Consider the following 22678-nt stretch of genomic DNA (forward strand, 5'->3'; position numbering starts at 1 on the left):
GACCGGCGCATCCCGGCGAACACCAGAGAATCGCGCGCCCCGTGGGGCCGGGGGGGGGGTGTGGGGGGTGGGGGGTTGTAGGGGCGTGCGCGGGGGGGGGGGGGGGGCCCCGCGGGGGGGGTGGGCGCCCCCCCCCCGCCCGGGCCCCGCCCCGCCCCCCCGCCTCCCCCCCTCCTACCCCCCACCCCCCACCCCCCCCCCCCCCGCCGCTCCCCCGCCCACCCCGCCCACCCCCCCCCACCCCCGCCCCGGCCCCCCGGGGCGCGGGATTCTCTCGTTTCGGTGAAAGTCCGCGATGCCTCGGCGGGACGGTCCGAGCCCGGCGAGGAGGTTCACCGACCTGCCGACGGCACAGATTCCGTCCGGCTACGAAAAAGCTCCCCGGACCACAGGCCCGGGGAGCTTTTCGTCGACTCTGTTCAGGCGACCATTTCAGCCGAGAATCACAGATCCTTCGGCATCTTGATGGTCTCCGTCGGTGCGTCGGCACCACTGCTGCGCGGCAGGGTGGTGGTCGGCGCATCCGACCCTGCGGGAGCCGGTCCACCGGGACGGCCGCCGGAGGGGCCACCGGCGCGGGCCGGCCGGCCGGAGCCGCCGCCCATGACGCCGAGCAGGATACCGGCGATCAGCGCGATGATGCCGACGATGCCGAGGACGATCGGCAGGATACGACCGAACAGCGAGAGCTGGTCGATATTGTCCTTGGCGATCGCGAGCTGGGCTTCGACGGTATCGGTATCGAAGACCATATTCGCCTTGAGCGCCGGCACTTCGGGCTTGTCGGCGGACCGTCCGTAGAAGATGTTCAGCTGCTCGCCACCCTTGACGATGGTGCCGGTCTGCGGCTCGACCCATACATCGCGGACATTGCTGTAGAAGCGCGACATGGTGACCGGCTCCTCGCCGCCCTCGACGCCCCACTTCGCGGCCGGGAGGCTCAGCTTGTTGGTGGGCGCGTTGGAGACCTTGGAGAGGTCGGTGACCGGGACGTTCTGCCGGAAGTGGTAGACCTTGGTGCCGTTGATCTCGGTCTCTTCCAGGAACTCCATATCGGTGGTGGTCCGGGCGAGTACGTCGAAGTACGGGTAGGTCTTCTTCTCCGTGCCGATCGGGAACCGGTACTGCAGGCCGGTGCGGTGGACCGGTTCGGCGATGCTCTCACCCTTGTTGTTGGTGGTCATCGCGATCGACCCGTTGGGGTCGGTGGACACCGGCTCGCCGGTCTTGCGGTCGATGGTGACGCGGTCGACGTAGGCCGTCAGTACACCGGTATCGCCCCGCTTGTCGATCCGGCGCAGGGTGTTACCGGCCTGGATCGTCATCTGATCGGCATCGGAGGGGTCTTCGATGGTGAGGAAACGCTGGGAGACGAGCGGAACGTTCTCGTTGACCTCGGCGCTGCGCCCCTCTTCGGTCAGCGAGGTGGAGTCCAGGACCAGGCTCTCCTGGTCCGGCTGGTTGACCGCGACGGTGGTGATCTCGAGATCGAGGGGAGTTTTGGCCATTTTGCCGATGGTGTATGTAGGGATCATCAGCGCGGCAACGATCAGCAACGCGCCGAGACCCACGAGCACGCAGGCAACCGTCCTTCTGGTTCCGGCACTCAGTGCCATGCAATGTCTCCTCGTCGTAGAACACAGGTCGTTCCGCGGGTACAGCGGGGCGCCGCGGCACTCGTGAGCCCTGACACTAACAGCCACGGCGTTTCGTGGGCATTGGCGAGGCCGGAATCGGACCCAAATCGGCAGGAGTTTAGCGCGCATTGTGAAATACCGCCTTCCCCGCGCCGCGAGCGGGCGGGCAGACTGGAAGCCGATGACCACCACCCCGACCACCGAAACCGGAGCTCAGCCCGATATCGGCCGCATCGAACCGGCCGCTGCCGCCGGGACACCGGCCACTGTCATGGGGGCTTCCGCACCCGGAACGCCCGCGGCCCGGCAGCGTTCCTTCCTTCCCGCACTGGAGGGTATGCGCGGGCTGGCGGCGCTCGGAGTGCTGCTCACCCATGTGGCGTTCCAGACCGGCGCCACTGCGATCCCCGTTCTCGGCCGGCTGCTGGAACGTTTCGATATGGCGGTCGCGGTGTTCTTCGCGCTATCGGGCTTCCTGCTGTGGCGGCCGCATGCCTTGGCGGCCCGCGGGCTCGGCGACGCGCCCACACTCGGTTACTACCTGCGCCATCGGGTCGCCCGGATCGTGCCCGCCTACTGGATCGTGGTGTGCGCGGTGCTGATTTTGGTTCCGGCGGCCGCGGACACCGCCGGCGTGCAGGTGTGGTTGTCCAACCTGCTGCTCCTGCAGGTTTTCATTCCGCTCACGCTGACCGATGGGCTCACCCAGATGTGGAGTCTGTCGGTGGAGGTGGCCTTCTATCTGGTGCTGCCGCTGCTGGCTTGGCTGTTGCACGGTCTGCGCGGACGGGCTGCCGGCGCACGGGTACCGGCTGTCCTGACACTAGGTCTGGTGTTCCTGAGCTGGAACTTCATCCCGGTGCCGACCCCGGGCGCCATCCACGCCGACAACTGGCTGCCCGCCTACATACCGTGGTTCGCCGGCGGGATGCTGCTGGCCGAACTCATCTGCGACGAGCGGCGGAAGCGGTGGCGGCGGATCCTCGGCAATCAGCGGCTGATGTGGACGATCGCCGGCATGACGTTCGCGCTGTCGGCGACCGACCTCGGCGGGGTCGCCGGATTGACCCGGGCCGAACCGTGGCAGTACGCGGCCAAAATGGGCCTCGGCGCGGTGATCGGTTTCGCGCTGCTCGCGCCGCTGGTGCTGGGCCCGGCGGAGAAAACCCACCGGTGGCTCACCTCGGCTCCCGCGGCGATGGTCGGCCGCTGGTCCTACGGCATCTTCATCTGGCACCTGGCCGTACTGTCGGTGATCTTCCCGGTTTTCGGGATTCTGCCGTTCCACGGCGACTTCGTGAAGGTCCTGGTGCTCACGGTGGCATTCACGCTGCCGATCGCCGCGGCGAGTCACGCCCTGGTGGAAGAGCCGTGCCGGCAGTGGGCCCGCCGCTTCGATCGGCCACGCCCGCCACACGACTGAGCTCCGCCGGGTCAGCAGGAACAGTCGCAGCATTCACAGCAGCAGCCGTCTCCCCCGCAGCAGCCACCGCAATCCGAACAGCAACCCGCGCAGTCACAGCAATTGCGGCAATCACAGCCCCGGGCGGCCCAGGACTTCCGCTGTTCACCGCTGCAGGGATTGGTGTGGTCGGCGCAGCAGGCATATCCGGTGCAGTACTGGGTGAGTATCAACTGGATCGCTTCGCCGGCTCCGGGACGCCGGGGTGGAGCAGAGGCATCCAGTTCGATGGAGTTACGCGCTCCCGCGGTAGCGCCGTGGGATACACCGGCCGGAGTGACGACCGCGGCTGCGAGGCGGCGCACGGCCGTGGCGAGCGGGTCCAGTAGCGCCCAGCACAGGGCCGGTATCCGGGCAAGTCCGGCGGTACGCAGCGATTCGCGTAATGCCCGATCGGATTCGCGGACCAGATCGTAGGCCTGTGCCGGTGGGGTCGCGGTAGCGGCCAGCGGGTTGAACCGGTGTGCGGCGGCGTCGGCTGTGTAGTCGGTGAGGGCATCGGCGAGATGGGCGATCCGGCCGAACTCCGCGCCGGCCGCTGGTCCGAAAATACGGAGGGTCCGCAGCGGTCGCAAGCCGCAGAAAACCACGGCCACTGGGGAATTCGGACTATTCGCCCGATTCGGCGCCGGACTCCGGTTTACGGCCGGACAGGCCGCGCCACGCCAGCGCGTCCAGCAGATCCACTGCCTCGGCCACATCGATACGCCCGCCGGCGACCGTATCGGCGATCGCCTCCCCCGCCCCGATCACCGCGACCGCGACGATATCGAAATTGGTGCCGGGTTCGGCGTGCTTGGCGCTGGACTCCAGCAGTTTCGCGGTCAGTTCGATAACCCGCTGGCGGGCGTTCTCGATCTCCGAGGCGAAGGCCTGCTGGCCGAGTGCCTGCCGGTAGAGGACCTGCCAGGAGTTGCGGTGGGTATCGACGAACCCGAGGAACCCCTCGAGCGCGGTGCGCAATTGTTCGTGCGGGCTGAGCAGCGGGTTGCCGGCCGGGGCCACCGACTCCAGGAACCGCATACCCTCACGCTGGATGCAGGCCCGGAACAATTCGTCCTTGGAGCCGTAGTAGAGGTAGAGCATCGGTTTGGAGATCTCGGCCTCGGCGGCGATGGCGTCCATGGAGGTTTCGTGGAAGCCTTTGCGCGAGAAGACTTCGACCGCGGCGTCGAGCATCTGCTGCTCGCGCACCGCTCTCGGAAGTCTTTTCGTACCGCCCGCCATCACGTCTCCTACCGCATCGAACCCTTTATATTACTCCAAAGTAAGTTCACCCGGCCGGGAAACCACCCGGCGGCGCAGGTGCGCCGCTCGCGAATCGGGACTGTCCGGGAAACTCCGGCGAAGGTCAGCACTGTACTCGGGTACCGGTCACCGGCGACGCCTACGCCCACCGGACAGCGGCGCGGGCCGGTCGGCGCCGCGCTGCCCTCATCCGGAAATCAGCAGGCGCGCGGGACCTGCTTGTAGTCGGCCATCCGCAATACCGACTCGTCGACCCGGTCCATGGGCAGCCGGCCCGCGGCGACCGCCTCCTCCAGGCGGTCCAGCACCTGCCCCACGGCATCGGTACTGATCCACAGGGCGTTGTCGGCACCGGCGACCAGGGTGGCCTCGACCGCCTCCGGGATGGACATGCGGTCGGTGATGGCCGCCATACCGCTGAGGTCGTCGGTGAAGATCACGCCGTCGAACGGGGCCGCGCCGTACCCGGAACCCTCCCGCAGCAAGCTCATGACCTGCGGACTGATACTGGCGGGCACACCGGGATCGGTCAGGCCGGGAACATCCAGATGCCCGACCATCACCGCCGAACCGCTGTCGATCAACTCCCGGAACGGCACCAGATCACGAGCCGCCAGCTGCTCCAGCGGCGCCACCTGGACCGCACCCAGATGCGAATCGCCGGTACCGGCGCCGTGGCCGGGGAAATGTTTGAGGACCGTACCCAGGCCCATCTCGTGCATGGCCCGGATATAGGCATCGGCGTACTCGGTGACCACCGCCGGATCGTCGGAGAAGGAGCGGTCGCCGATCACCGAATCGTCGGGCTGGGAACTCACATCGATATCGGGCGCGAAATCGACGGTGATCCCCAGGTCACGCATGGCGCGGGCGCGGTCGAGAGTGGCGTTGTAGAACTGGTCGGCCGTCATCGTCTGCGCGGTTTCCCGGGCCGACGGCGCGGTGCCGATGAGGCTGCCCAGCCGCGATACCCGGCCGCCTTCCTCATCCGTGGTGACCATCAGCGGAACCTTCGCCGCGGCCCGTACCTGTTCGAGTTCACCGCTGGTCAGGATCGACAGATCAGTCCAGCTACCGACGAAAATGCCGCCGACCTGATGATCGCGCACCACCGACAACGCGTCCTCGGTACCGGTGACTCCGACGGTGAGCAGCTGAGCCAGCTTCTCCCGGGTGGTGAACTGCCCGAGGTACTCGGCGGCGCAATCCTCCGGGGTCGTGGTGGGTGCGGGCGCGGCACTCGTCCCGCCCTCCGGGGAGCGCGCCCCTGGCGTGGGCGTTCCGGTGCCACCACCGTCACCACCGGCACAGGCGGTAAGGGTCATCGCGAGCACCGCGAACAGGACGAACGGCAACTTCCGCATCGTTGCACGGTATCCCGCGCGCCACGCACGTAAAAGCTCGGCTCGGTTTCGGGACAGCGGTAATCTGGAATCATCTTCTCGCCGGCTCCGCCTCGGAGGTCGCCATGCCCTGCGATCTGATGCTCATCGCCTACGACGGGTCCGAACACGCCAAACGCGCGATCGAATACGCCGGACGCTTCCTCACTGCGAACCGGGCAGTGGTGCTCACGGCCTGGGAGCCGATGGTGCGCCAAGCCGCCCGCATATCGGGAATCTCCGGGATGGTCCAGCCGGAATGGGTGCCGGACGAGGATATGGAAGATATCGCCTATACGACGGCCCGCGAGATCAATGCCGAAGGTGTGCACCTCGCGGGGCTGGCGGGGTTGAACGCCGAGGCCCGCCCCCAGGAGTCCACCGGCAGTATCTGGCATTCGATCGTCGAGGTCGCCGACGAACTCGACGTCGACATCATCGTCGCCGGCACCCGCGGAGCGACCGGGCTGCGTGCCCTGGTGCACAGCAGTGTGGCGGACGCGGTGCTCAAGCACTGTCATCGCCCGGTCTTCCTGGTACCCCCGGTGCCACAGGAGCGCACCCTGGGCAACGGGCACGGCCGGCGCGCCGAAACCTGACGATCCGGGCGAATATCCCCAGACCACAGCTCGGGAAACGCACCCGGCTGGCCACTACTTATCGGCACCGCCCTCCCGGACCGCACCGTGCGACCGGCACCCGGGCTCGTCCGGTACGGCCGATACCGTGCGCCCGCTCCAGGGGCCGCGTGGAGAGGCTGCCGGCCCACCGGTTCACCGCTGCACGACATCGGGACCTCGGTGTGGCCGCGAGGCCGGCCCCCTCGATGGCGTTACGGTCGGACCATGACCGGGTTCCTGCTGGCACGACCCGACAGCGTGGTCCGCGCGGACGGCGTGCGCACCGCGTTCCACGATCCGTGGCAGGCCGTCGACGCCCTGCACGGCGGCACCGCGGCGATCACCGGCGCGCTCCCGTTCGACCCCCGCCGCCCGGCCGCGCTGGTCGAACCCGAGAAGTTCTCGTATACCGCGGGCCCGTGGCGACCGGCTGCGCTCCCGGAACTCCCCCGTATACGCGTGGTGAGCGAGCAGCCCGCCCCGGACGAGCATCGCGAGCGGGTCGCGCGGCTGGTCGGCATCCTCGCCGACCCCGGGCAGCCACTGCGCAAGGTGGTCGCCGCGCGGTCGGTGCTGGCCGCGGCGGATACCGCCCTCGATCCGCAGACCCTCGCCGCCTACCTGCTCACCAGGCATCCGCGGGCGAATGTGTTCGCTGTCGACCTCACCCCCGCCGGAGACACCGGCGCGACCCTCATGGGTGCGAGCCCGGAGACGCTGGTCCAGCGCACCGGGACCTCGGTCACGGTCTATCCGCTGGCCGGAACGCTGCCCCGGCTCCCCGATCCCGGAGCGGACAACGCCCAGGCGCAGCGGCTGGCGGCGAGTACGAAGAACCGGGCCGAGCACGCATTCGTCGTCGACTGGATCACCGAACGGCTGCACCCGGTCTGCATCCGGCTCACCGTGCCGCCGCGCGCACAACTGGTCAGCACCCGCGACGTATGGCATCTGGGCACCCCGATCCACGGTGTGCTGCGGGATCCGGCGCCCAGCGCTCTGGAACTCGCGCTGCTCCTGCATCCAACGCCGGCGGTGTGCGGCACTCCCACCGCCCAGGCACTGGAGTACATCACCGCCCACGAGGAGGACCGCGGGTTCTACGGTGGTGCGGTCGGTTGGTGTGCTTCGAGCGGTGACGGGTGCTGGGTGGTCGCGATTCGCAGTGCGCAGCTATCGGCCGACGGGCTTTCCCTGCGAGCCTGGGCGGGTGGCGGAATCGTCGCGGCCTCGAATCCCCAGGCCGAACTCGACGAGACGACGAGCAAACTGCACACTCTGCTCGGCGCGCTGAATATTCGTGACGAGCACGGGTGAGGCTCGGATCGCACGGTGCAAGCCCGGCCTCTGAGTAGTCCGGCGGCGAACCGGATCAAGCGCTCTTTACTTTCGACGTGGCGAGGTGGCTGTTCCCGGTCGCGCTGCGATCCGGCCCGGCGGCGCGATCCTGTGCGAGCCGGGTCCACGACGGTCCGGCCGGACAGAGTCCGCAGGTCCGCCCGGGGAGAACGAGCCCGGCCGTCTCGCCGCCGGGCGGGCGCACCCAGTAGGGTGAAACGCCGGACTGTACGTTTCCGGACCGGCGCGATGCTGCTAGGTTGGCCCGGATACTGCCTGCGTCGAGTTTGGAGTGCTGCGATGAAGTTTGCTGTCCCCGGTATTGCGAGTGCGGTGGGCGGTGCCCTGCTGGGCGCGATCGCGGTCTTCGCCATCACCGCCGCAGTACAGCAGAACACCCGCCCCGAAGTGGACCGCAGCGGTAACGCGGACAGTTCGCTGCTCAACAGCGTCGAATACGGCAAACGCTGAGACCCCTCCCGACCCCGCCACGTCCCCGCCCGGCACTTGCGGCGGGGACGCCGAACGCCTGACCCACGGTGCCCGAGCAGTCCGAAACCGCCGCCTCGCCGCGCGCGGAAACCGATAGTACGCCCGAACTCACCGACCGGCTGGGAGCGCGGTGGTTCGCCGGATCGGCCGTTATCGCCTTCCTGCTGACCTTCCTGCAGGCCCCCGGGCTCACCGTCGCCGACACCAAATACGACCTGGCCGAAAACCCGCTCGGTTTCCTGGGCCGGGCCGCGCATATGTGGAGCAGCCAGGCTCCGATGGGGCAGGTCCAGAACCAGGCCTACGGCTACTTCTTCCCGCACGGCGCGTTCTTCGCGCTGGGTGATCTCCTCTCGATTCCCGCCTGGGTGACCCAGCGGATCTGGTGGGCGCTGCTGCTGCTCGCCGGGTTCTGGGGTGTTGTCAAGCTCTGCGAAACCCTGGGGATCGGCGCGCGCGGAGCGCGGATCATCGCCGCTGCCGCGTACGCGCTGTCCCCGCGGGTGCTCACCACCCTCGGATCCATCTCCTCCGAAACCCTGCCCATGATGCTGGCGCCGTGGGTACTGCTCGCACCCGCGGCCCTCGGGACGGCCTACCAGCGGCGCCGGCGCGGTGGGGCGCGGTCTCCGGCCGGCAGTGCGCTGGCCTTGGCGCTGATGGGCGCGGTGAACGCGGTCGCGACGGTGGCGGCCTTCCTGCCCGCGCTGCTGTGGTGGGCCAGTTACCGGCCCAACCGGGCCTGGTGGCGGTTCACCCTGGCCTGGGTGCCGCTGCTGGTGCTGGCGGTCGCGTGGTGGGCGGTACCGCTGCTGTTGCTCGGCCGGGTGAGCCCGCCGTTCCTCGACTACATCGAATCGTCCGGGGTCACCACCCAGTGGGCGTCGCTGGGGGAAGTGCTGCGCGGCACCGACAGCTGGACCCCGTTCGTCTCGCCGGAACGGATCGCGGGCGCGGTGCTGGTCACCCAGCCTGCCGCGGTCCTGGCCACCGGCCTGCTCGCCGCCGCGGGAATGGCGGGGCTGGCGATGCGCTCGATGCCCGGGCGCGGGCGGCTCGTGTTCATCCTGTGTGTCGGGCTCACCGGTATCTGCGCGGGTTATGTGGGCCAGCTGGGCGGGCCGTTCGCCGAATCCGTCCGCATCTTCCTCGACTCCGGCGGCGCGCCACTGCGCAATGTGCACAAACTGGAACCCCTGATCCGGCTACCGCTGGTGCTGGGGCTCGCGCAGCTGCTGGCCCGGGTGCCGCTGCCCGGTTCGGTACGCGCCGGGCAGTGGCGCCACGCGTTCGCCAACCCGCATCGCGACCGCCGGGTCGCGGTGGCGATGCTGATCCTGGCCGCGCTCGCACTGTCCACCTCCTTGGCCTGGACCGGCAAGCTCGCCCCGCGCGGCGCCTACGACGAGGTGCCCGCCTACTGGCAGCAGACCGCCGACTGGTTACGCGACAACGCCGCCGATACCCGGGCACTGGTCGTCCCGGGCGCGCCTTTCGGCAGCCAGGTCTGGGGGCTGACCAGGGACGAACCTCTGCAGGCTCTGGCGGAGACGCCCTGGGCGGTGCGCGACGCGGTCCCGTTGAATCCGCCGGGCACCATCCGCGCCATGGATTCGGTGCAGCGGCTCATCGCCGACGGCCGGCCCTCGGCCGGTCTGGCGCCCGCGCTGCGCGGACAGGGCATCGGGGTACTGGTGCTACGCAACGATCTGGATCCGGATACCTCGCGGTCGACCCGGCCGCTACTGGCACACAGCGCGGTGGAGGGGTCGCCGGGGTTGCGTAAGGTCGCGGAATTCGGTGACCCGGTCGAACACGGGTCCGATAACGACGAATTCGTGGTCGACGCCGATCTGCGGCCGGAGTATCCGGCGGTGGAGATCTATCGCGTCGAAACTCCGGCGCCGGGCACTCCCGCCGAGGTACGCAGCGGCACCGGTGCGCCCGCCGAGTTCGCCGGAGCGTACACGGTTCCGCTGGCCTCGGTCCCGAGGGTGCAGGGCGGTCCGGAAGTGCTGGAACGACTCCACCGCGACCCTGCCACGTCCCATGAACCCACCCTGCTCGCCGCCGATGCCGCCGCCGCGGGCCTGCCGATGGGCCCGGTTACGGTGACCGATACCCCGATGGACCGGGAAACCGATTTCGGCAAGGTCGACAACCACAACTCCGCGCTGCGCGCCCCCGACGACGCCCGTCGCACGCACAACCTCGTGCCGGATTACGCGGTCCCGGGTGCCGAGCCGGTCCGCGGCGAATGGACCGGAGCCACCGTCACCGCCTCCAGTTCGGCCGCCGATGCCACCCAGATCGGTGGTGTCGCGCCGGGTAATTCGACCGCGGCGATCGTGGACGGCGATCCCACTACCGCCTGGATCAGCAATGCCGGGGAATACGCTGTCGGCCAATGGCTGCGGCTCGAGATGGATCAGCCGTTCAAGTCCGGGCTGCTGCGTTTCACCAGCACGCCCGCCGCCATCGGCGACCCCGTGAAATGGGTGGAGGTGCGCACCAACAACGGCAGTGTCTCCGCCCGGATCGGCAAACCCGGTGAACCGGTTTCGGTGGCATTGCCGGTGGGTTCGACCGACTGGGTGAAGATCACGGCACGATCGACCGAACGCGGCAGTACGGGTGGCCAGTTCGGGATCAGCGAACTGGCGGTGGAGGACTACTCGGTACCCGAGCTTCCCGTCCCGGTCGAAATCCGGCATCGCACAGTACTTCCGGAACCAACGGCGGGCGCCACGGTGACGGGCTGGGACCTCGGACAGGAATTCCCCGGCCGCAGCGCCTGTTTCGACGCCCCCGACCGCGTTCGCTGCGGGAAGGGGCTGGCGCTGGCCCCGGAAGAAATGGGTGCGTTCAGCCGCACACTGTCGGTGCCCGCGCCGGTGTCGGTCGATCCGCAGCTCACGGTCCGCCCGCGCCAAGGCCCCGCATTGGAAGCGCTGCTGACGGATCCGGCGCGACCGGTGGCGCGCGGCGCGTCCGATGTCGGCGATCTCCGCGGATCGGCCTTCGCCGCCACCGACGGCGATCCGCGCACCAGCTGGACGGCGCCCGAAGAGACCGCCCGCGATACCCGCGGCCCGAAACCGACACTGACCATCGAACTCCCCGAACCCACACTGGTGACCGGGCTCGAACTGACCCCCTCGCTCGGCGGACTCCCGGCCGCCCCGACCTCGGTCGCGGTGAACCTCGGCAGCGGACCGCAGATCCGCGAACTCGACGACCCGGACGAGACGTCCCGGATCGACCTGCACCCCACGGTGACCGATCGCATCGAACTGAGTATCCGCAGCTGGGAATCGGTTCTGGACCGGACCGCCCTGGGCTACCACCAGGCCCAACCCGCCGGACTGGCCGAGGTGAACGTGCTGGGTCCACAGTATCCGCCACCCGCACCGGACGACCGGCTCATCACCGTCGGCTGCGAAGCCGGACCGACCGTCGCGGTCGGCGGCCGCCTCGTGCGCACCAGCATCACGGCCACCGCCGGTGAACTACGTTCCGGCGCACCGATTCCCGCACAGACCTGCCCGGACCCCGCCGTACCGGCGACAGCGGAGACAGCACCCGGTGCGGCCCAGCCGATTTCACTTCCGGCGGGCGAGGTCGACGTGCTGGTAGCGCCGACCGAACTGTTCTTCGTCGACCGGTTACGCCTGGCCGGCACCGAGCCCGCACCGCCGGTCGCCGATACCGGAACCCAGCTGCTCACACTTCCGCTCAGCACGAATATCGGCTGGCGGGCCCATACCGCCGACGGACAGGAACTCGACCCCGTCGTGGTGAACGGCTGGCAGCAGGGCTGGTTGCTGCCGGACGGCGCGACCGGACCGGTGACGGTGTCGTTCCCGATCGATACCTGGTACCGGGTGGCGATCTTCGGTGGCCTGTTGCTGCTGATACCGCTGCTCGCCCTTGCCGTTCCGCGCGGGCCCCGCGGCGATCCGGTGATCCCGGTGCCGGTGTGGCGCACACCGTGGGCAGTCGGTGCGCCGGCACTGACGGCCGCGACCACGGTGATCGCCGGTCCCACCGCCACCGTGCTCACGGTCGCGGGTCTGGCGGTACTGCGGTTCGTCCCACGGCTGCCGCGGCGGGCCCTGGCGGCGGTCGCCGGAATCGGTACCGCGGTATCGGCCGCCGCACTGTCGACCGGGCCCTGGCGAATGCCGGGCGGTTATATGGGTGATTCGCTGTGGGTCCAGGTGCCCGCACTGATCGCGGTGATCGCGGTGGGCCTGGCAGCGCTACCGCCGCTCACGCGGCGGCCACGGCCGGACGCCGCGCCGCCGCCCGAATGACCAGCAGCGCCACCAGCGCGGTGGTCGCCCCGGCGACGAGCGCGGCGGTCACGATGAGACCGGTGACGGAATTCGCCACCACCAGCATCAACACCACCTCGAGGACCAACCCCGCCCAGGCCAGCGTGGCCAATGCGGTCCGGTTCACCGCGATCGCCGAGAGCAGCGCGCCCTGCAGAACGGCCAGGACCGCTCCGTGCAGCGCGAACAACCACAGCAATCCCTGGATCGGGGCGTAGTCCTGACCGGCCAGCAACGGCGCCAGCGGAGCCGCGACCGCCGCACCGAACACCGCGACCACCCCGATCCCGGCGAGCACCGCAAGCGCCGAACGTATCGCCGAACCGGACGACGCGGGCTGCGCCATCCGCGGATACAACACCACCCCCACTGCCTGCGGTAGCCAGAAGGCGATCTTGGTAGCAATGGTGCCCAGCGCGTACCGGCTGGCATCGGGTTCCTCGAGCACCATCCGGACCACGATCAGATCGGCCGACGACAGCGCCATCAACGCCGCCTGCACCTGCGTTGCCCGCAGCACCGCGGCCACATCCGCCAATCCCGGTTTCACACCGTCGCTGGGCCCCGCCGATTCGGGTATCGTCCCGCCGGCTCCGGCCTGCTCCGGCCGTGCGTCGGTCAGCCCGGAGTCCACGTCCGGCGGAATCACCGGAAAAGCGGAACCACCGGGCACTTCCGCCGCGCGCCCCGCGCCATGATTTCCGGCCGTATCCGCATGCCCCGGGCCTGCCACGATCCGCCCGTACACGGCCGCCGCGGCGACACCGCCGGCCGCTGCCCACAGCGCTGCCGCGGCACCGCCCCCGGCAGCCAGCACCACCACCGCCGGGACAACCTTCGCGATACCGGTCATCCCGAGCACCATCGCCAGCCCGCGGAACCTTTTCTGCCCCTGCAGCACACCCTGCTCACCCGCCAGAACGACCAGGGCAGGCGCCGACCCCAGGGCCGCCGCGGCCGCCGCGACCCCCACGTCAAGCAGCACGCTCACCACCGGCACCAGCACCACCACCGCGGCCGCCACCAGGACCGCACACCGCCGGCGCAGCGCCCGCAGGGCCGCGATATCGGATCCGTGCACGAGTTCGCGAGCCACCACGTTCTGCAGGGCCAGCGCCGGTACCGCGCACAGCAGCTGGACGGCCAGCAGGCTGGCGAATTCGCTGTACCCGGCCACACCGAGCCAGCGCCCGGCCAGCAGCTGGAGCAGATAACTCGCGATATTCGCGGTCATCGCACCCGCCGTGACCAGGGTCATGTCCGCCACGGCGGGAAGACGGCGAACGAACTGCACGCGGGCAAGTCTCCCACCCGGAGCACCGGGTGGACCGGTCCGCCCCGCCCGGATCCGCGAACGTAGGGTGACTGGCCGTGGGTGCACAACGAGCGGGCCGGTGGACACGGTGGCTCCCGGCCGGATACAGCCTGCTGCTCACCCTCCTGATCACCGCGCCGCTGCTGCGGTCCGGCTATCTCCTGCTCCGCGATGCCGTGAGCACCCCCCGTTCCTATCTCACCGATACCGCGCTCGGCCTGGGCGACGCCGCTCCCCGGGCCGTCCCGCAGGACGTCCTGCTCGCCATACTTTCGGTATTCGTCGACGGCGGGGTCGTGGTCAAGACGATCCTGGTGGCCGCGCTGTGGGCCGCCGGCTACGGCGCCGCCCTCCTGGCCCGCGACCTGCTGCGGGCGCCGCTCGCCGCGCAGCTGGTCGCCACCACGCTCACGATCTGGAACCCCTACGTCGCCGAACGCCTGTTGCAGGGGCATTGGAGCCTGTTCACCGGCTACGCGGCACTCCCCTGGATCGTCCTGGCGGCGCAACGGGTCCGCCGCAATGGGACACGCCCGGGGGTCAGCTCCGCGCTCCCTCGCGACACCACCGCAGGCAAACCCCGTTCAGTCGATCGGGCCGGCCCCGATGCCGCCCCGGAGCCGCGCAAGGGCCGCGCGCGACCACTGGCAATCATGTTCGCGATGCTCCGGCGATCCGCCGATACCGGCCCGCAAAGACCGGCCCACAGCGGAGTCGCACAGTCGTTTCCCACCGATTCCCGGACCGGGCGGGCCGCCCGGCACGGCACCGGTGACACCAGCGGAAATCCGCGGGCACAGGACTCGGCCCCATGGTCGGGCCGGCCTGATTCGGAGGCCCGCCCCACCCCGGACGACCGGTCTGCGGACCGCACCGCAACCCGCATCCGGCTCGACAACTTCCGGGACTGGGCCGTTCTCGCCGGTCTCCTCGCCGCGGCAGGCCTCACCCCGACCGGCGCGTTACTGGGCGCAATCGTCGCCGTGGCGATCGCCGGTGGGCGACGATCGGCCGGTGTGCTCGGACTCGTGGTGGCGGCCTGCGTGCCATGGCTGCTGGCCACCGTCGTCTCGGGGGTCGCGGCCGAACCTTCGGACCCGGCGGGTGTACCCGCCTTCGCCGCCCGCGCGGAACCCTGGCTGGCCACGGTGGGCAGTCTCGCCGGGCTGGGTGGGATCTGGAACGCAGACGCCGTCCCCGGTTCCCGCACCACCCCGCTGGCCGCGGTCGCGACCATCCTGCTGCTGGCCGTCGTCGCGTTCGGAATCCGCAGGGTGGCGGCCGCGGACGGCGACCCCGAACGCACCCGTGCCCGCCGCATCCTGCTCGTCCTCGCCGCGGCGGCGGTCGCGCTACCGGCCCTCGCCGCGACCCCGGCCGGTCTGGCTGTCATGGAATGGCTGGTCGTGCACATCCCCGGCGCCGGGCTGCTCCGCGATACACAGAAGTTCGTCGCGCTCGCCGTCCCCGGATACGCACTGTGCGCCGCGGCCGCCTGCTCGATTACGACCGGCCGCCGGTCCACCGATGACACAGCCGTGCAACGCGAGGATTCCCCTCATGTACCCGGTTCCGCCGGCCCGGCGCCCCTCTCCCCCGCCGACAGTTCGCCCGGAATCACTGTCGACCAGCCCCCTTCCGCATCCGGCGAGACGCGTCGGGACACCGGCAACGCCTCCCATGGACCGGCCCCGGACCGCACACCGGCCTCTGCCTCCACCGAACCACATGCGTCTACACCCGGCGGCGTAACCGGCTCCCGCCCCAGCGAAACCCCCGATCCCCATTCGGGCGACGACGCCGTCTGCCACTCCGGCGGTGCACAAGGCCGCACGAGCGGCGACACAACCGGCTTCCACACCGAGCACGCAGAAGGTTCCGATGCCGACCGTGCCCTCGCACCCGGCTCGGGTAGCGCGGCCGGCGAGACGGAAGCCGGCACGACGACTTCCGTCCCGGTCCCGGACACGCAGAACGCGGGCTTCCGCGCAGCCGACCGCCCCGGACCTGTGCGCGCATCGGTTGCGCTGGCCGTGCTCTTCATCGGGATGCTTCTCCTACCGCTACCCGACCTGGGCTGGGGTGCAGGCGGGCAGATGCGTGCCGTCCAGTACCCGGATTCCTGGGCCGAGGTGGCCGAACGTATCGACGGTCCCGGTGATATCGCGGTTCTACCCGGCGGAATGTTCCGGCGCTTTCCCAATTCCGGCACGGCGCCGGTGCTCGACCCGGCACCGCGAATGCTGCCGCGTGATGTTCTGCAAACCGGTGCGCTGCCGGTCCGCGGCGAGACCGTGAGCGGGGAGGGTTCGCGCGCGCAGACCGTGGAAGATCTACTGCTCGCGGGCGGCGATGCGGACGCACTCGCGCGACTGGGTGTCGGCTGGGTCCTCGTCGAGCGTGATTCGCCGGGCCCGCTGGGCGAATCCGCGACCACCCTCACCCAGCTCGATCAGGTATTCGACAGCGAGGAACTGCGTCTCTACCAGGTCCCGGACGTGGCAGCCCGGCCCGCGCCGGATCACCGAGCGCTGCTGATCGGCGCACATATCGTGTGGGCGCTACTGCTGGTGTCACCGCTGCTCGCGATGCTGCTCCCGCATATTTCGCGGCGACCGGCCCGCCGAACACTCGACTGAATTACTGCTCCGCCCGAAGCGAGTGAGTTCGAAGGCTTGGCGATACGTAGCTCGTTACCCTCCCAGGATCAGGAATACCGGCGCCGAGCGATCGGGTAACCGGTCGACCGGCTCGCAGCGGGCGCCCGCGGGCTCAGGCACCTACCTCGGTGATCCGCGCCGCGTGCTCGTCTCCCGGAGAAATCAGTCCGCTGACCCGCCGGCCCGCGGCGGCGGCCGCCAGTACTTCGTGCACGCCTGCGGCCGTATGTTCCCAGGAGAATTCCCGGGCCCGGGAACGCGCCTTCTCGCCCATGATGGTGCGGGCGGCCGCATCGTCGAGCAGTTCGCCGACGATGGTCGCCAGCTGGTCCGCATCGTCGGCAAGCAGTCCGGTCACCCCGTCGATAACGGAATCGGTGAGGCCCCGCGAGGAGCGATAACCGACGGTGGGTACCCCGTGCTGCGCGGCTTCGATCACCGCCAGCCCCCAGCCCTCCTTGCGGGACGGCAGCACATGCACCCAGGCGCGGGACAGCAGTTCGTGTTTACGGCCTTCACCGACATGTCCGTGGAAGGTCACCGCGTCGTCGATGCCGAGGGCCGCGGCCTGCTCCTTCAGCTTGTCCGCCCACCAACCGCCGCCGATCACATCGAGGTGCAGGGCGGGGATCCGGCCGCGCAGCCGCGCGACGGCGGTGAGCGCGTCCTCGATCTGTTTATGCGGTACCAGCCGCGACAGCACCACCACCCGCGGTTCGGGCGTGCGCACCGCCGCGGTTCCGGTGGCGACCCCGGCGGGAACGGGTTCGGCACCGTTGCGGACAACCGCGATCCGGGACCGGTCCACGCCCAGCGTCGCCAGCTCTTCGGCGGAGGGCAGCGAAACCGTCAGGTACTGGTCGTGGCGATGGATCCGCGGCGACAGCGACGATTCGATCCACCAGCCGATCCGCCCCACCAGCTTGCCGGCGACCGGCCACTGTTCCCGGTGCCCGTGATGTACCAGCACCACCGACGGCACCCCCGAGACCAGCCGGGCGAAGAACGGGATGCCGTTCTGCGTATCGATCACCGCGTCCGGTCGTAGGCCTTTCAGCGGGCCCAGGCCGAGCCGCCCGAACAGGATCGCGGCCAGCGCCCGGGGGTACACGGTGAACCGGCCCCCACCGCGGCTGATGTCGATACCGTCGAGCCGCTCACGTTTCGCCGCCCCGGGGTAGCGGGCTGTCCGCAGGGTCACCCGCACGCCACGGGCGGCCAGCTGGGCGCCTACCTGCTCCAGGTACCGTTCGCTGCCGCCGCCCTGCGGATGCCCGGTATCACGCCAGCAGAGTAGGAGTACTTCGCGCACGTCGGGGCTTCTCCGGTTGGTTCGGGTCCCGCGGACGGGACTGTCGCAGTGTTCCCGCGGACGGGACTGTCCGGTCGTCCCGCGGACGGGACAGGCATCGCGCTACACCCTAGCGCGCAGCACTCCCCGGTAGGTCGCCCCACCTGCATGTCTCATGCTTTTGCCAAGGTCGGGCCGGCTGCCGGGCAGTGCAGCGCAATGGTCACCGGTGGTCCCGGGCCCGGCGCCGCCGGAGATACTGTGGCCGGTCACAATATGCGAGACTCGGCATCGTGCTCGACGCCGAGAAACCCGCCATGGTCCGGATACCGCCCGCAGCGGCGGACCTCGCCCCCGCAGCGGCCGGTGTTCCCGGCCCCCGGGCGGCGGAACCGGCCGTGGCGGGGCAGTCACGGAAACGGTTCCGTTTCGCCCGGCGCGCCACCCTGGGCCGCTCGGTACGACTGCTGCGCAGTTTCCGATTCGAACAGACCGACCCCGCCCGCTTCTACGGCGGTATCGCCACCGACAGCGTGCATCTGCTCGGCGATTTCCACGCCGATCTCACCGGCCGTGATCTGGCCGGAACGACCGTGCTGGACGTCGGCGGCGGTCCCGGCTACTTCGCCGACGAATTCGACCGGGCCGGTGCCCGGTACATCCCGGTCGAACCCGACCCCTCCGAAATGCATGCCGCGGGTATCTCGGTTCCGGCGGCGGTGCGCGGCTCCGGCATGGCGCTACCGTTCCGCGACGATGCCGTCGATATCTGTTTCTCGTCGAATGTGGCCGAACATATCCCGGACCCGTGGCGGATGGCCGACGAAATGGTGCGGGTGACCAAACCCGGCGGGATCATCGTGCTGTCCTACACCGTATGGCTGGGGCCGTTCGGCGGTCACGAAACCGGGCCCTGGCACTACTTCGGTGGCGAGTACGCCGCGCGCCGGTACCGCCGGAAGAACGGCAGGGAGCCGAAGAACCGTTTCGGGGTGTCGCTGTTCGCGGTGCCCGCGCGCGACGGTGTGCGCTGGTCAGAGCGCACCTCCGCGACCGTGCATGCGGTGTTCCCCCGCTATCACCCGCGTTGGGCCTGGTGGCTGGTCCGGGTTCCCGGACTGCGGGAGCTACTCGTCAGCAATCTGGTGGTGGTCGCCGAAAAGCCCGGCGAGACACCACGGCCCGACTAGAGCGCGAGTTGCGGGCGGCGCCGGCCGATCCGGTCGCGCCAGCCGTTGCGGACCACGGGTTCGGCCCGGGTCCAGGGCGATTCCTGGATGGCGAGCCCGACGGTTTCGAGTGTCGTGAGCCCGACCTGATCGGCCAATCCCCCGACCACCGCCACCGCTTCGGCCGCCTGTATTGCGGCCATTGCCTGTTCGGTGGTCAGGGTCCGTCCCGGTAGGAACGAGACGACCCAGCCGCCGCTGCCAACGCTTTTCGCTTGATGGTCGGTCTGGTCGCTGGTCATCAACGCCCGGCCGATCACTTGCACCGCCATGAACGCACTCCCGATTGTGGGTCTTCGGTTCGATGAATGGAGCGAGCTGATACCTGGCTAACATCATGCGCGATCCAGCAACAAATCGCAATAGTGCGTTCGATGAAATACGAACCGAGAGGAAAGAATTCGGCGCGAGGCCGGCGAGCGGCGCACGCAAGAAGGCACGGACCAGCACCGGGACCCGTTCGAGTCCGGCTGCCGCGCAGCACAAACCCTGCCACAGTCGGGCAGCCGGTAACGCGGAATACGTGAAACAGACCCCATGACAGAACTTCCCGGGCACCCCCGGGAAACCCCCTGGCGAGCAAACTATTCGGTAACCAGCAATGCGCGCAGAATCTGGCCACCGTCCGGCGACCCGTCGGCCGCGTCGACCACTTCCACCTGCCACCCCTCCGGCAGCGCCGACTGCAACCGGCCGGCCGCCCGATGCAGTGGGGTGCTCACCGGAACATCATCACTGGACTGCGGGGACAGCTGCCCTTCGGCCATTTCCAACCACCTCTCGCGGAGTGATCGGCTCGGGCCGTGGATCGTGCAAAGGCGGGGGCCGATCAGGAGCGGGACAGTCCGGCAATCAGCATTACGTGAGCATGGAATTCGATACACCCCCAGAATAAGGCAAAACCCCCCATACCACCCGCTGCCGCACCGACGCACCCCCACCCGCCTGCCTCGAGAATCCCCGCCCGCCCCATATCGCATCAAGTAACGGCACCTCGAATAAGGCCGGAGTCGCCCGATGCGCCGCCACGACGGGCCCGCCCGCACGGAGCCCACAACGCTCCACACCTCGCAGGCCGCACGACCCGGCCACATTCACACGGGACAAGCACCGAACAAACGAACCCCTGGACCCGAGCGCAACAACCATCAACGACACCGCAACGCCCAAAACCCGGATGGTGTCGAACGACCCGGGTTCTACGCACACCCCATTTTCAGACCCATGGGTGGGGCCCGCCCGGTTCTGGAGCGACGGAGCGGGGGAGCGAAGCGGAGGAGCGGAGGAGTGAAGAACCGGGCCCGAAAGGGCCCCACCCTCGAGCCGCGGAGCGGCTCCAAAATTACAGCCCGCCCTCAGCGAATCGTCTACACCGAGTACAGAATCAACGAGTGCCCCGCCCCCGAGGCACGGAGCGGCTCCCAAACTGCACCCCGCCCTCGGCGGATCGTCTACACCGAGGGCAAAGTCAACGGACACCCACCCCGAGACACAGAGCGGCCAAAAACTTGCACCCCGCCCTCCGCGCATCGTCCACACCGAGGGCAAAGTCAACGGACACCCCGCCCCAGACACAGAGCGAATCACAGCCCACCCACAGCGGATCATCATCGCCCGAAAGTGGAGTCAACAGTGCCGGGCCGAAGGTAGAGCGCCGCAATTCACAGCGCTCACCCCCGAGCCTCCGATATCACTGAATACGCTGTTTCAGCGCCTCGAACTCGTCGCGCACACCGGAAGGCAGTTTGTCGCCGACGAATTCGAACCACTCTTCGATGAGCGGGATCTCCGCCCGCCACTCGTCGGCATCCACCGCCAGCGCCGCGTCGACATCGGCCGGGTCCACGTCCAGGCCCGCCAGATCCATCTGGGCGGCCGTCGGCACATTGCCGATCGGGGTGCTCTCCGCCGCAGCCGTGCCCTCGATCCGGCCGACGACCCATTCCAGGACGCGGGAGTTCTCGCCGAAGCCCGGCCACAGGAACCGGCCGTCGTCACCGCGGCGGAACCAGTTCACGTAGAAGATCTTCGGCAGTTTCCCGGCGTCGGCGTTCTTACCGACGTTGATCCAGTGCGCCATGTAATCGCCGACGTGGTAGCCCATGAACGGCAGCATGGCCATCGGGTCGCGGCGCACGGTGCCGACCTTGCCTTCGGCGGCGGCGGTCTGCTCCGAGGACAGGGTGGCGCCCATGAACACACCGTGCTGCCAGTCGAAGGATTCGGTGACCAGCGGGACCGTGGTCTTGCGGCGCCCGCCGAACAGGATCGCCGAAATCGGCACGCCCTGCGGGTCGTCCCATTCGGCGGCCAGGGTCGGGCACTGCGACATCGGGGTGCAGTACCGCGAGTTGGGGTGCGCGGCCAGCGTTTCGGTTTCCCGCAGGTACCAGTCGTTGCCCTTCCAGTCGATCAGGTGGTCGGGCTCGCCTTCGAGACCTTCCCACCACACATCGTTGTCGTCGGTGTGGGCGACGTTGGTGTAGACGGTGTTACCGGCTTCCAGCGTTTCGATCGCGTTCGGGTTGGAGGAGCGGTTGGTGCCCGGGGCGACGCCGAAGAAACCGAACTCCGGGTTCACCGCGTACAGCCGGCCGTCCTTGCCGAACCGCATCCAGGCGATATCGTCACCCAGGGTTTCGGCGCGCCAGCCCGGGACCGTCGGCTGGATCATCGCGAGGTTGGTCTTACCGCAGGCGCTGGGGAACGCGGCGGCCACGTAGTACGCCTTGTCCTCGGGCGAGATCAGCTTGAGGATGAGCATATGCTCGGCGAGCCAGCCCTCGTCGTGGGCCATGGCCGAGGCGATACGCAGCGAGTAGCACTTCTTGCCGAGCAGCGCGTTACCGCCGTAGCCGGAGCCGTAGCTCCAGATCTCGCGGTCCTCGGGGAAGTGGGTGATGTATTTGGTGTCGTTGCACGGCCACGGGACATCGGCCTGGCCCTCGGCCAGCGGCGCGCCCACCGAATGCAGCGCCTTGACGAACGGCCGATCCGTGCCCAGCAGATCGAGCGCCGCCTGACCCATGCGGGTCATCACCCGCATGGAGACCACGACGTATTCCGAATCGGTGATCTCGACGCCCAGCTTGGGGTCCTCGGCACCGAGCGGACCCATGCAGAACGGCACCACGTACATGGTGCGGCCTTTCATCGAGCCGCGGTACAGCTCGGTCATGGTGGCGCGCATCTCGGTGGGGTCGACCCAGTTGTTGGTCGGGCCGGCATCCGATTCGGATTTGGAACAGATGTAGGTGCGCGATTCGACCCGGGCCACGTCCGAGGGGTCGGATAACGCGAGGAACGAGTTCGGCTTCTTCTTCTCGTCCAGCTTCTTGAAGGTGCCCGCCTCGACGAGCTGGGTGGTGAGCCGGTCCCATTCGGCGTCGGAACCGTCCGCCCACACGACTCGCTCCGGCTGAGTCAGTTCGGCGACCTCCTGAACCCAGGCGAGCAGTTCGCTGTGTTCGGTCGGCGCGGTGCCGTCGGATCCACGAAGACCGGGAATGGTCGCTGAGGTCATGAAAACTCTCCTGAAATGGGCGGCAACAGCTGCTTCCGCCCTGGCCCTCGGGCCCGTGACCAGCGCGAAAACACCTAGCGCCACCATTGGCGGGTGAGGCGCCCGCTACGGCCCGCTGTACCCACCACCGGGTATCCGGGGGTG

General features: G+C 69.3%; 15 protein-coding genes and 1 pseudogene. 7 read left to right on the forward strand and 9 right to left on the reverse strand.

Going from position 1 to position 22678, the window contains the following annotated elements:
- Nucleotides 1–443 precede the first annotated feature (443 nt).
- Complete coding sequence (locus tag QH196_RS30290) at nucleotides 444–1616, reverse strand: DUF3068 domain-containing protein (RefSeq protein ID WP_280419272.1); 1173 nt, start codon at nucleotides 1614–1616, stop codon at nucleotides 444–446.
- A gap of 292 nt (nucleotides 1617–1908) precedes the next feature.
- Here QH196_RS30290 and QH196_RS30295 point away from each other — a divergent pair, with 292 nt between their 5' ends.
- Nucleotides 1909–3060 carry an acyltransferase family protein gene (locus QH196_RS30295; RefSeq protein WP_280419287.1) on the forward strand — a complete coding sequence of 384 codons (1152 nt, stop codon included), beginning with the start codon at nucleotides 1909–1911 and terminating at the stop codon, nucleotides 3058–3060.
- Between the two features lie 11 nt (nucleotides 3061–3071).
- Here the strand turns inward: QH196_RS30295 and QH196_RS30300 are convergent, their stop codons facing one another.
- The 3 genes from QH196_RS30300 to QH196_RS30310 form a co-directional block, all read right to left on the reverse strand.
- On the reverse strand, nucleotides 3072–3695 hold the full coding sequence (locus QH196_RS30300) for a hypothetical protein (protein WP_280419273.1): 624 nt from the start codon (nucleotides 3693–3695) through the stop codon (nucleotides 3072–3074).
- Between the two features lie 13 nt (nucleotides 3696–3708).
- The gene (locus tag QH196_RS30305; protein WP_280419274.1) at nucleotides 3709–4326 is read right to left on the reverse strand and encodes a TetR/AcrR family transcriptional regulator; all 618 of its coding nucleotides are present in this window, start codon (nucleotides 4324–4326) and stop codon (nucleotides 3709–3711) included.
- A 218-nt stretch (nucleotides 4327–4544) separates the two neighbouring features.
- Complete coding sequence (locus QH196_RS30310; protein ID WP_280419275.1) at nucleotides 4545–5711, reverse strand: glycoside hydrolase family 3 N-terminal domain-containing protein; 1167 nt, start codon at nucleotides 5709–5711, stop codon at nucleotides 4545–4547.
- A 104-nt stretch (nucleotides 5712–5815) separates the two neighbouring features.
- Between QH196_RS30310 and QH196_RS30315 the strand changes: the two genes are divergently transcribed.
- The 4 genes from QH196_RS30315 (at nucleotide 5816) to QH196_RS30330 (ending at nucleotide 12495) form a co-directional block, all read left to right on the forward strand.
- Nucleotides 5816–6328, forward strand: a complete 513-nt coding sequence (locus QH196_RS30315) for a universal stress protein (protein WP_280419276.1) — start codon at nucleotides 5816–5818, stop codon at nucleotides 6326–6328.
- 246 nt (nucleotides 6329–6574) lie between these two features.
- Nucleotides 6575–7666: an isochorismate synthase gene (locus QH196_RS30320; protein ID WP_280419277.1), complete on the forward strand. Its 1092-nt coding sequence runs from the start codon at nucleotides 6575–6577 to the stop codon at nucleotides 7664–7666.
- A gap of 321 nt (nucleotides 7667–7987) precedes the next feature.
- On the forward strand, nucleotides 7988–8158 hold the full coding sequence (locus QH196_RS30325) for a DUF2613 domain-containing protein (protein ID WP_084493275.1): 171 nt from the start codon (nucleotides 7988–7990) through the stop codon (nucleotides 8156–8158).
- Nucleotides 8159–8226: 68 nt separating this feature from the next.
- Nucleotides 8227–12495: an alpha-(1->3)-arabinofuranosyltransferase domain-containing protein gene (locus QH196_RS30330; protein WP_432279576.1), complete on the forward strand. Its 4269-nt coding sequence runs from the start codon at nucleotides 8227–8229 to the stop codon at nucleotides 12493–12495.
- Here QH196_RS30330 and QH196_RS30335 read toward each other — a convergent pair.
- Nucleotides 12452–13810, reverse strand: a complete 1359-nt coding sequence (locus tag QH196_RS30335) for a polysaccharide biosynthesis protein (protein ID WP_432279577.1) — start codon at nucleotides 13808–13810, stop codon at nucleotides 12452–12454. The genes QH196_RS30330 and QH196_RS30335 overlap by 44 nt on opposite strands.
- Before the next feature lie 71 nt (nucleotides 13811–13881).
- Here QH196_RS30335 and QH196_RS32605 point away from each other — a divergent pair.
- Nucleotides 13882–15324, forward strand: a pseudogene (locus tag QH196_RS32605) (hypothetical protein); the annotation flags it as partial.
- Between the two features lie 1279 nt (nucleotides 15325–16603).
- On the opposite strand, the gene QH196_RS30345 reads toward QH196_RS32605, so the two are convergent.
- Entirely contained in the window at nucleotides 16604–17803 is a 1200-nt protein-coding gene (locus QH196_RS30345) for a glycosyltransferase family 4 protein (RefSeq protein WP_280419279.1), read from the reverse strand.
- Nucleotides 17804–18099: 296 nt separating this feature from the next.
- Between QH196_RS30345 and QH196_RS30350 the strand changes: the two genes are divergently transcribed.
- Nucleotides 18100–18972, forward strand: coding sequence for a class I SAM-dependent methyltransferase (locus QH196_RS30350; protein ID WP_432279578.1), 873 nt, complete (start codon nucleotides 18100–18102; stop codon nucleotides 18970–18972).
- On the opposite strand, the gene QH196_RS30355 is transcribed toward QH196_RS30350, so the two are convergent.
- The 3 genes from QH196_RS30355 to QH196_RS30365 form a co-directional block, all read right to left on the reverse strand.
- Nucleotides 18969–19283 carry a hypothetical protein gene (locus tag QH196_RS30355; protein ID WP_051158074.1) on the reverse strand — a complete coding sequence of 105 codons (315 nt, stop codon included), beginning with the start codon at nucleotides 19281–19283 and terminating at the stop codon, nucleotides 18969–18971. The genes QH196_RS30350 and QH196_RS30355 overlap by 4 nt on opposite strands.
- A gap of 312 nt (nucleotides 19284–19595) precedes the next feature.
- Nucleotides 19596–19778 carry a hypothetical protein gene (locus QH196_RS30360; RefSeq protein WP_280419281.1) on the reverse strand — a complete coding sequence of 61 codons (183 nt, stop codon included), beginning with the start codon at nucleotides 19776–19778 and terminating at the stop codon, nucleotides 19596–19598.
- A 923-nt stretch (nucleotides 19779–20701) separates the two neighbouring features.
- On the reverse strand, nucleotides 20702–22534 hold the full coding sequence (locus QH196_RS30365) for a phosphoenolpyruvate carboxykinase (GTP) (protein ID WP_280419282.1): 1833 nt from the start codon (nucleotides 22532–22534) through the stop codon (nucleotides 20702–20704).
- Nucleotides 22535–22678: the final 144 nt, after the last annotated feature.

It is taken from the genome of Nocardia carnea (assembly GCF_029868325.1).
Classification (GTDB): domain Bacteria; phylum Actinomycetota; class Actinomycetes; order Mycobacteriales; family Mycobacteriaceae; genus Nocardia; species Nocardia carnea_C.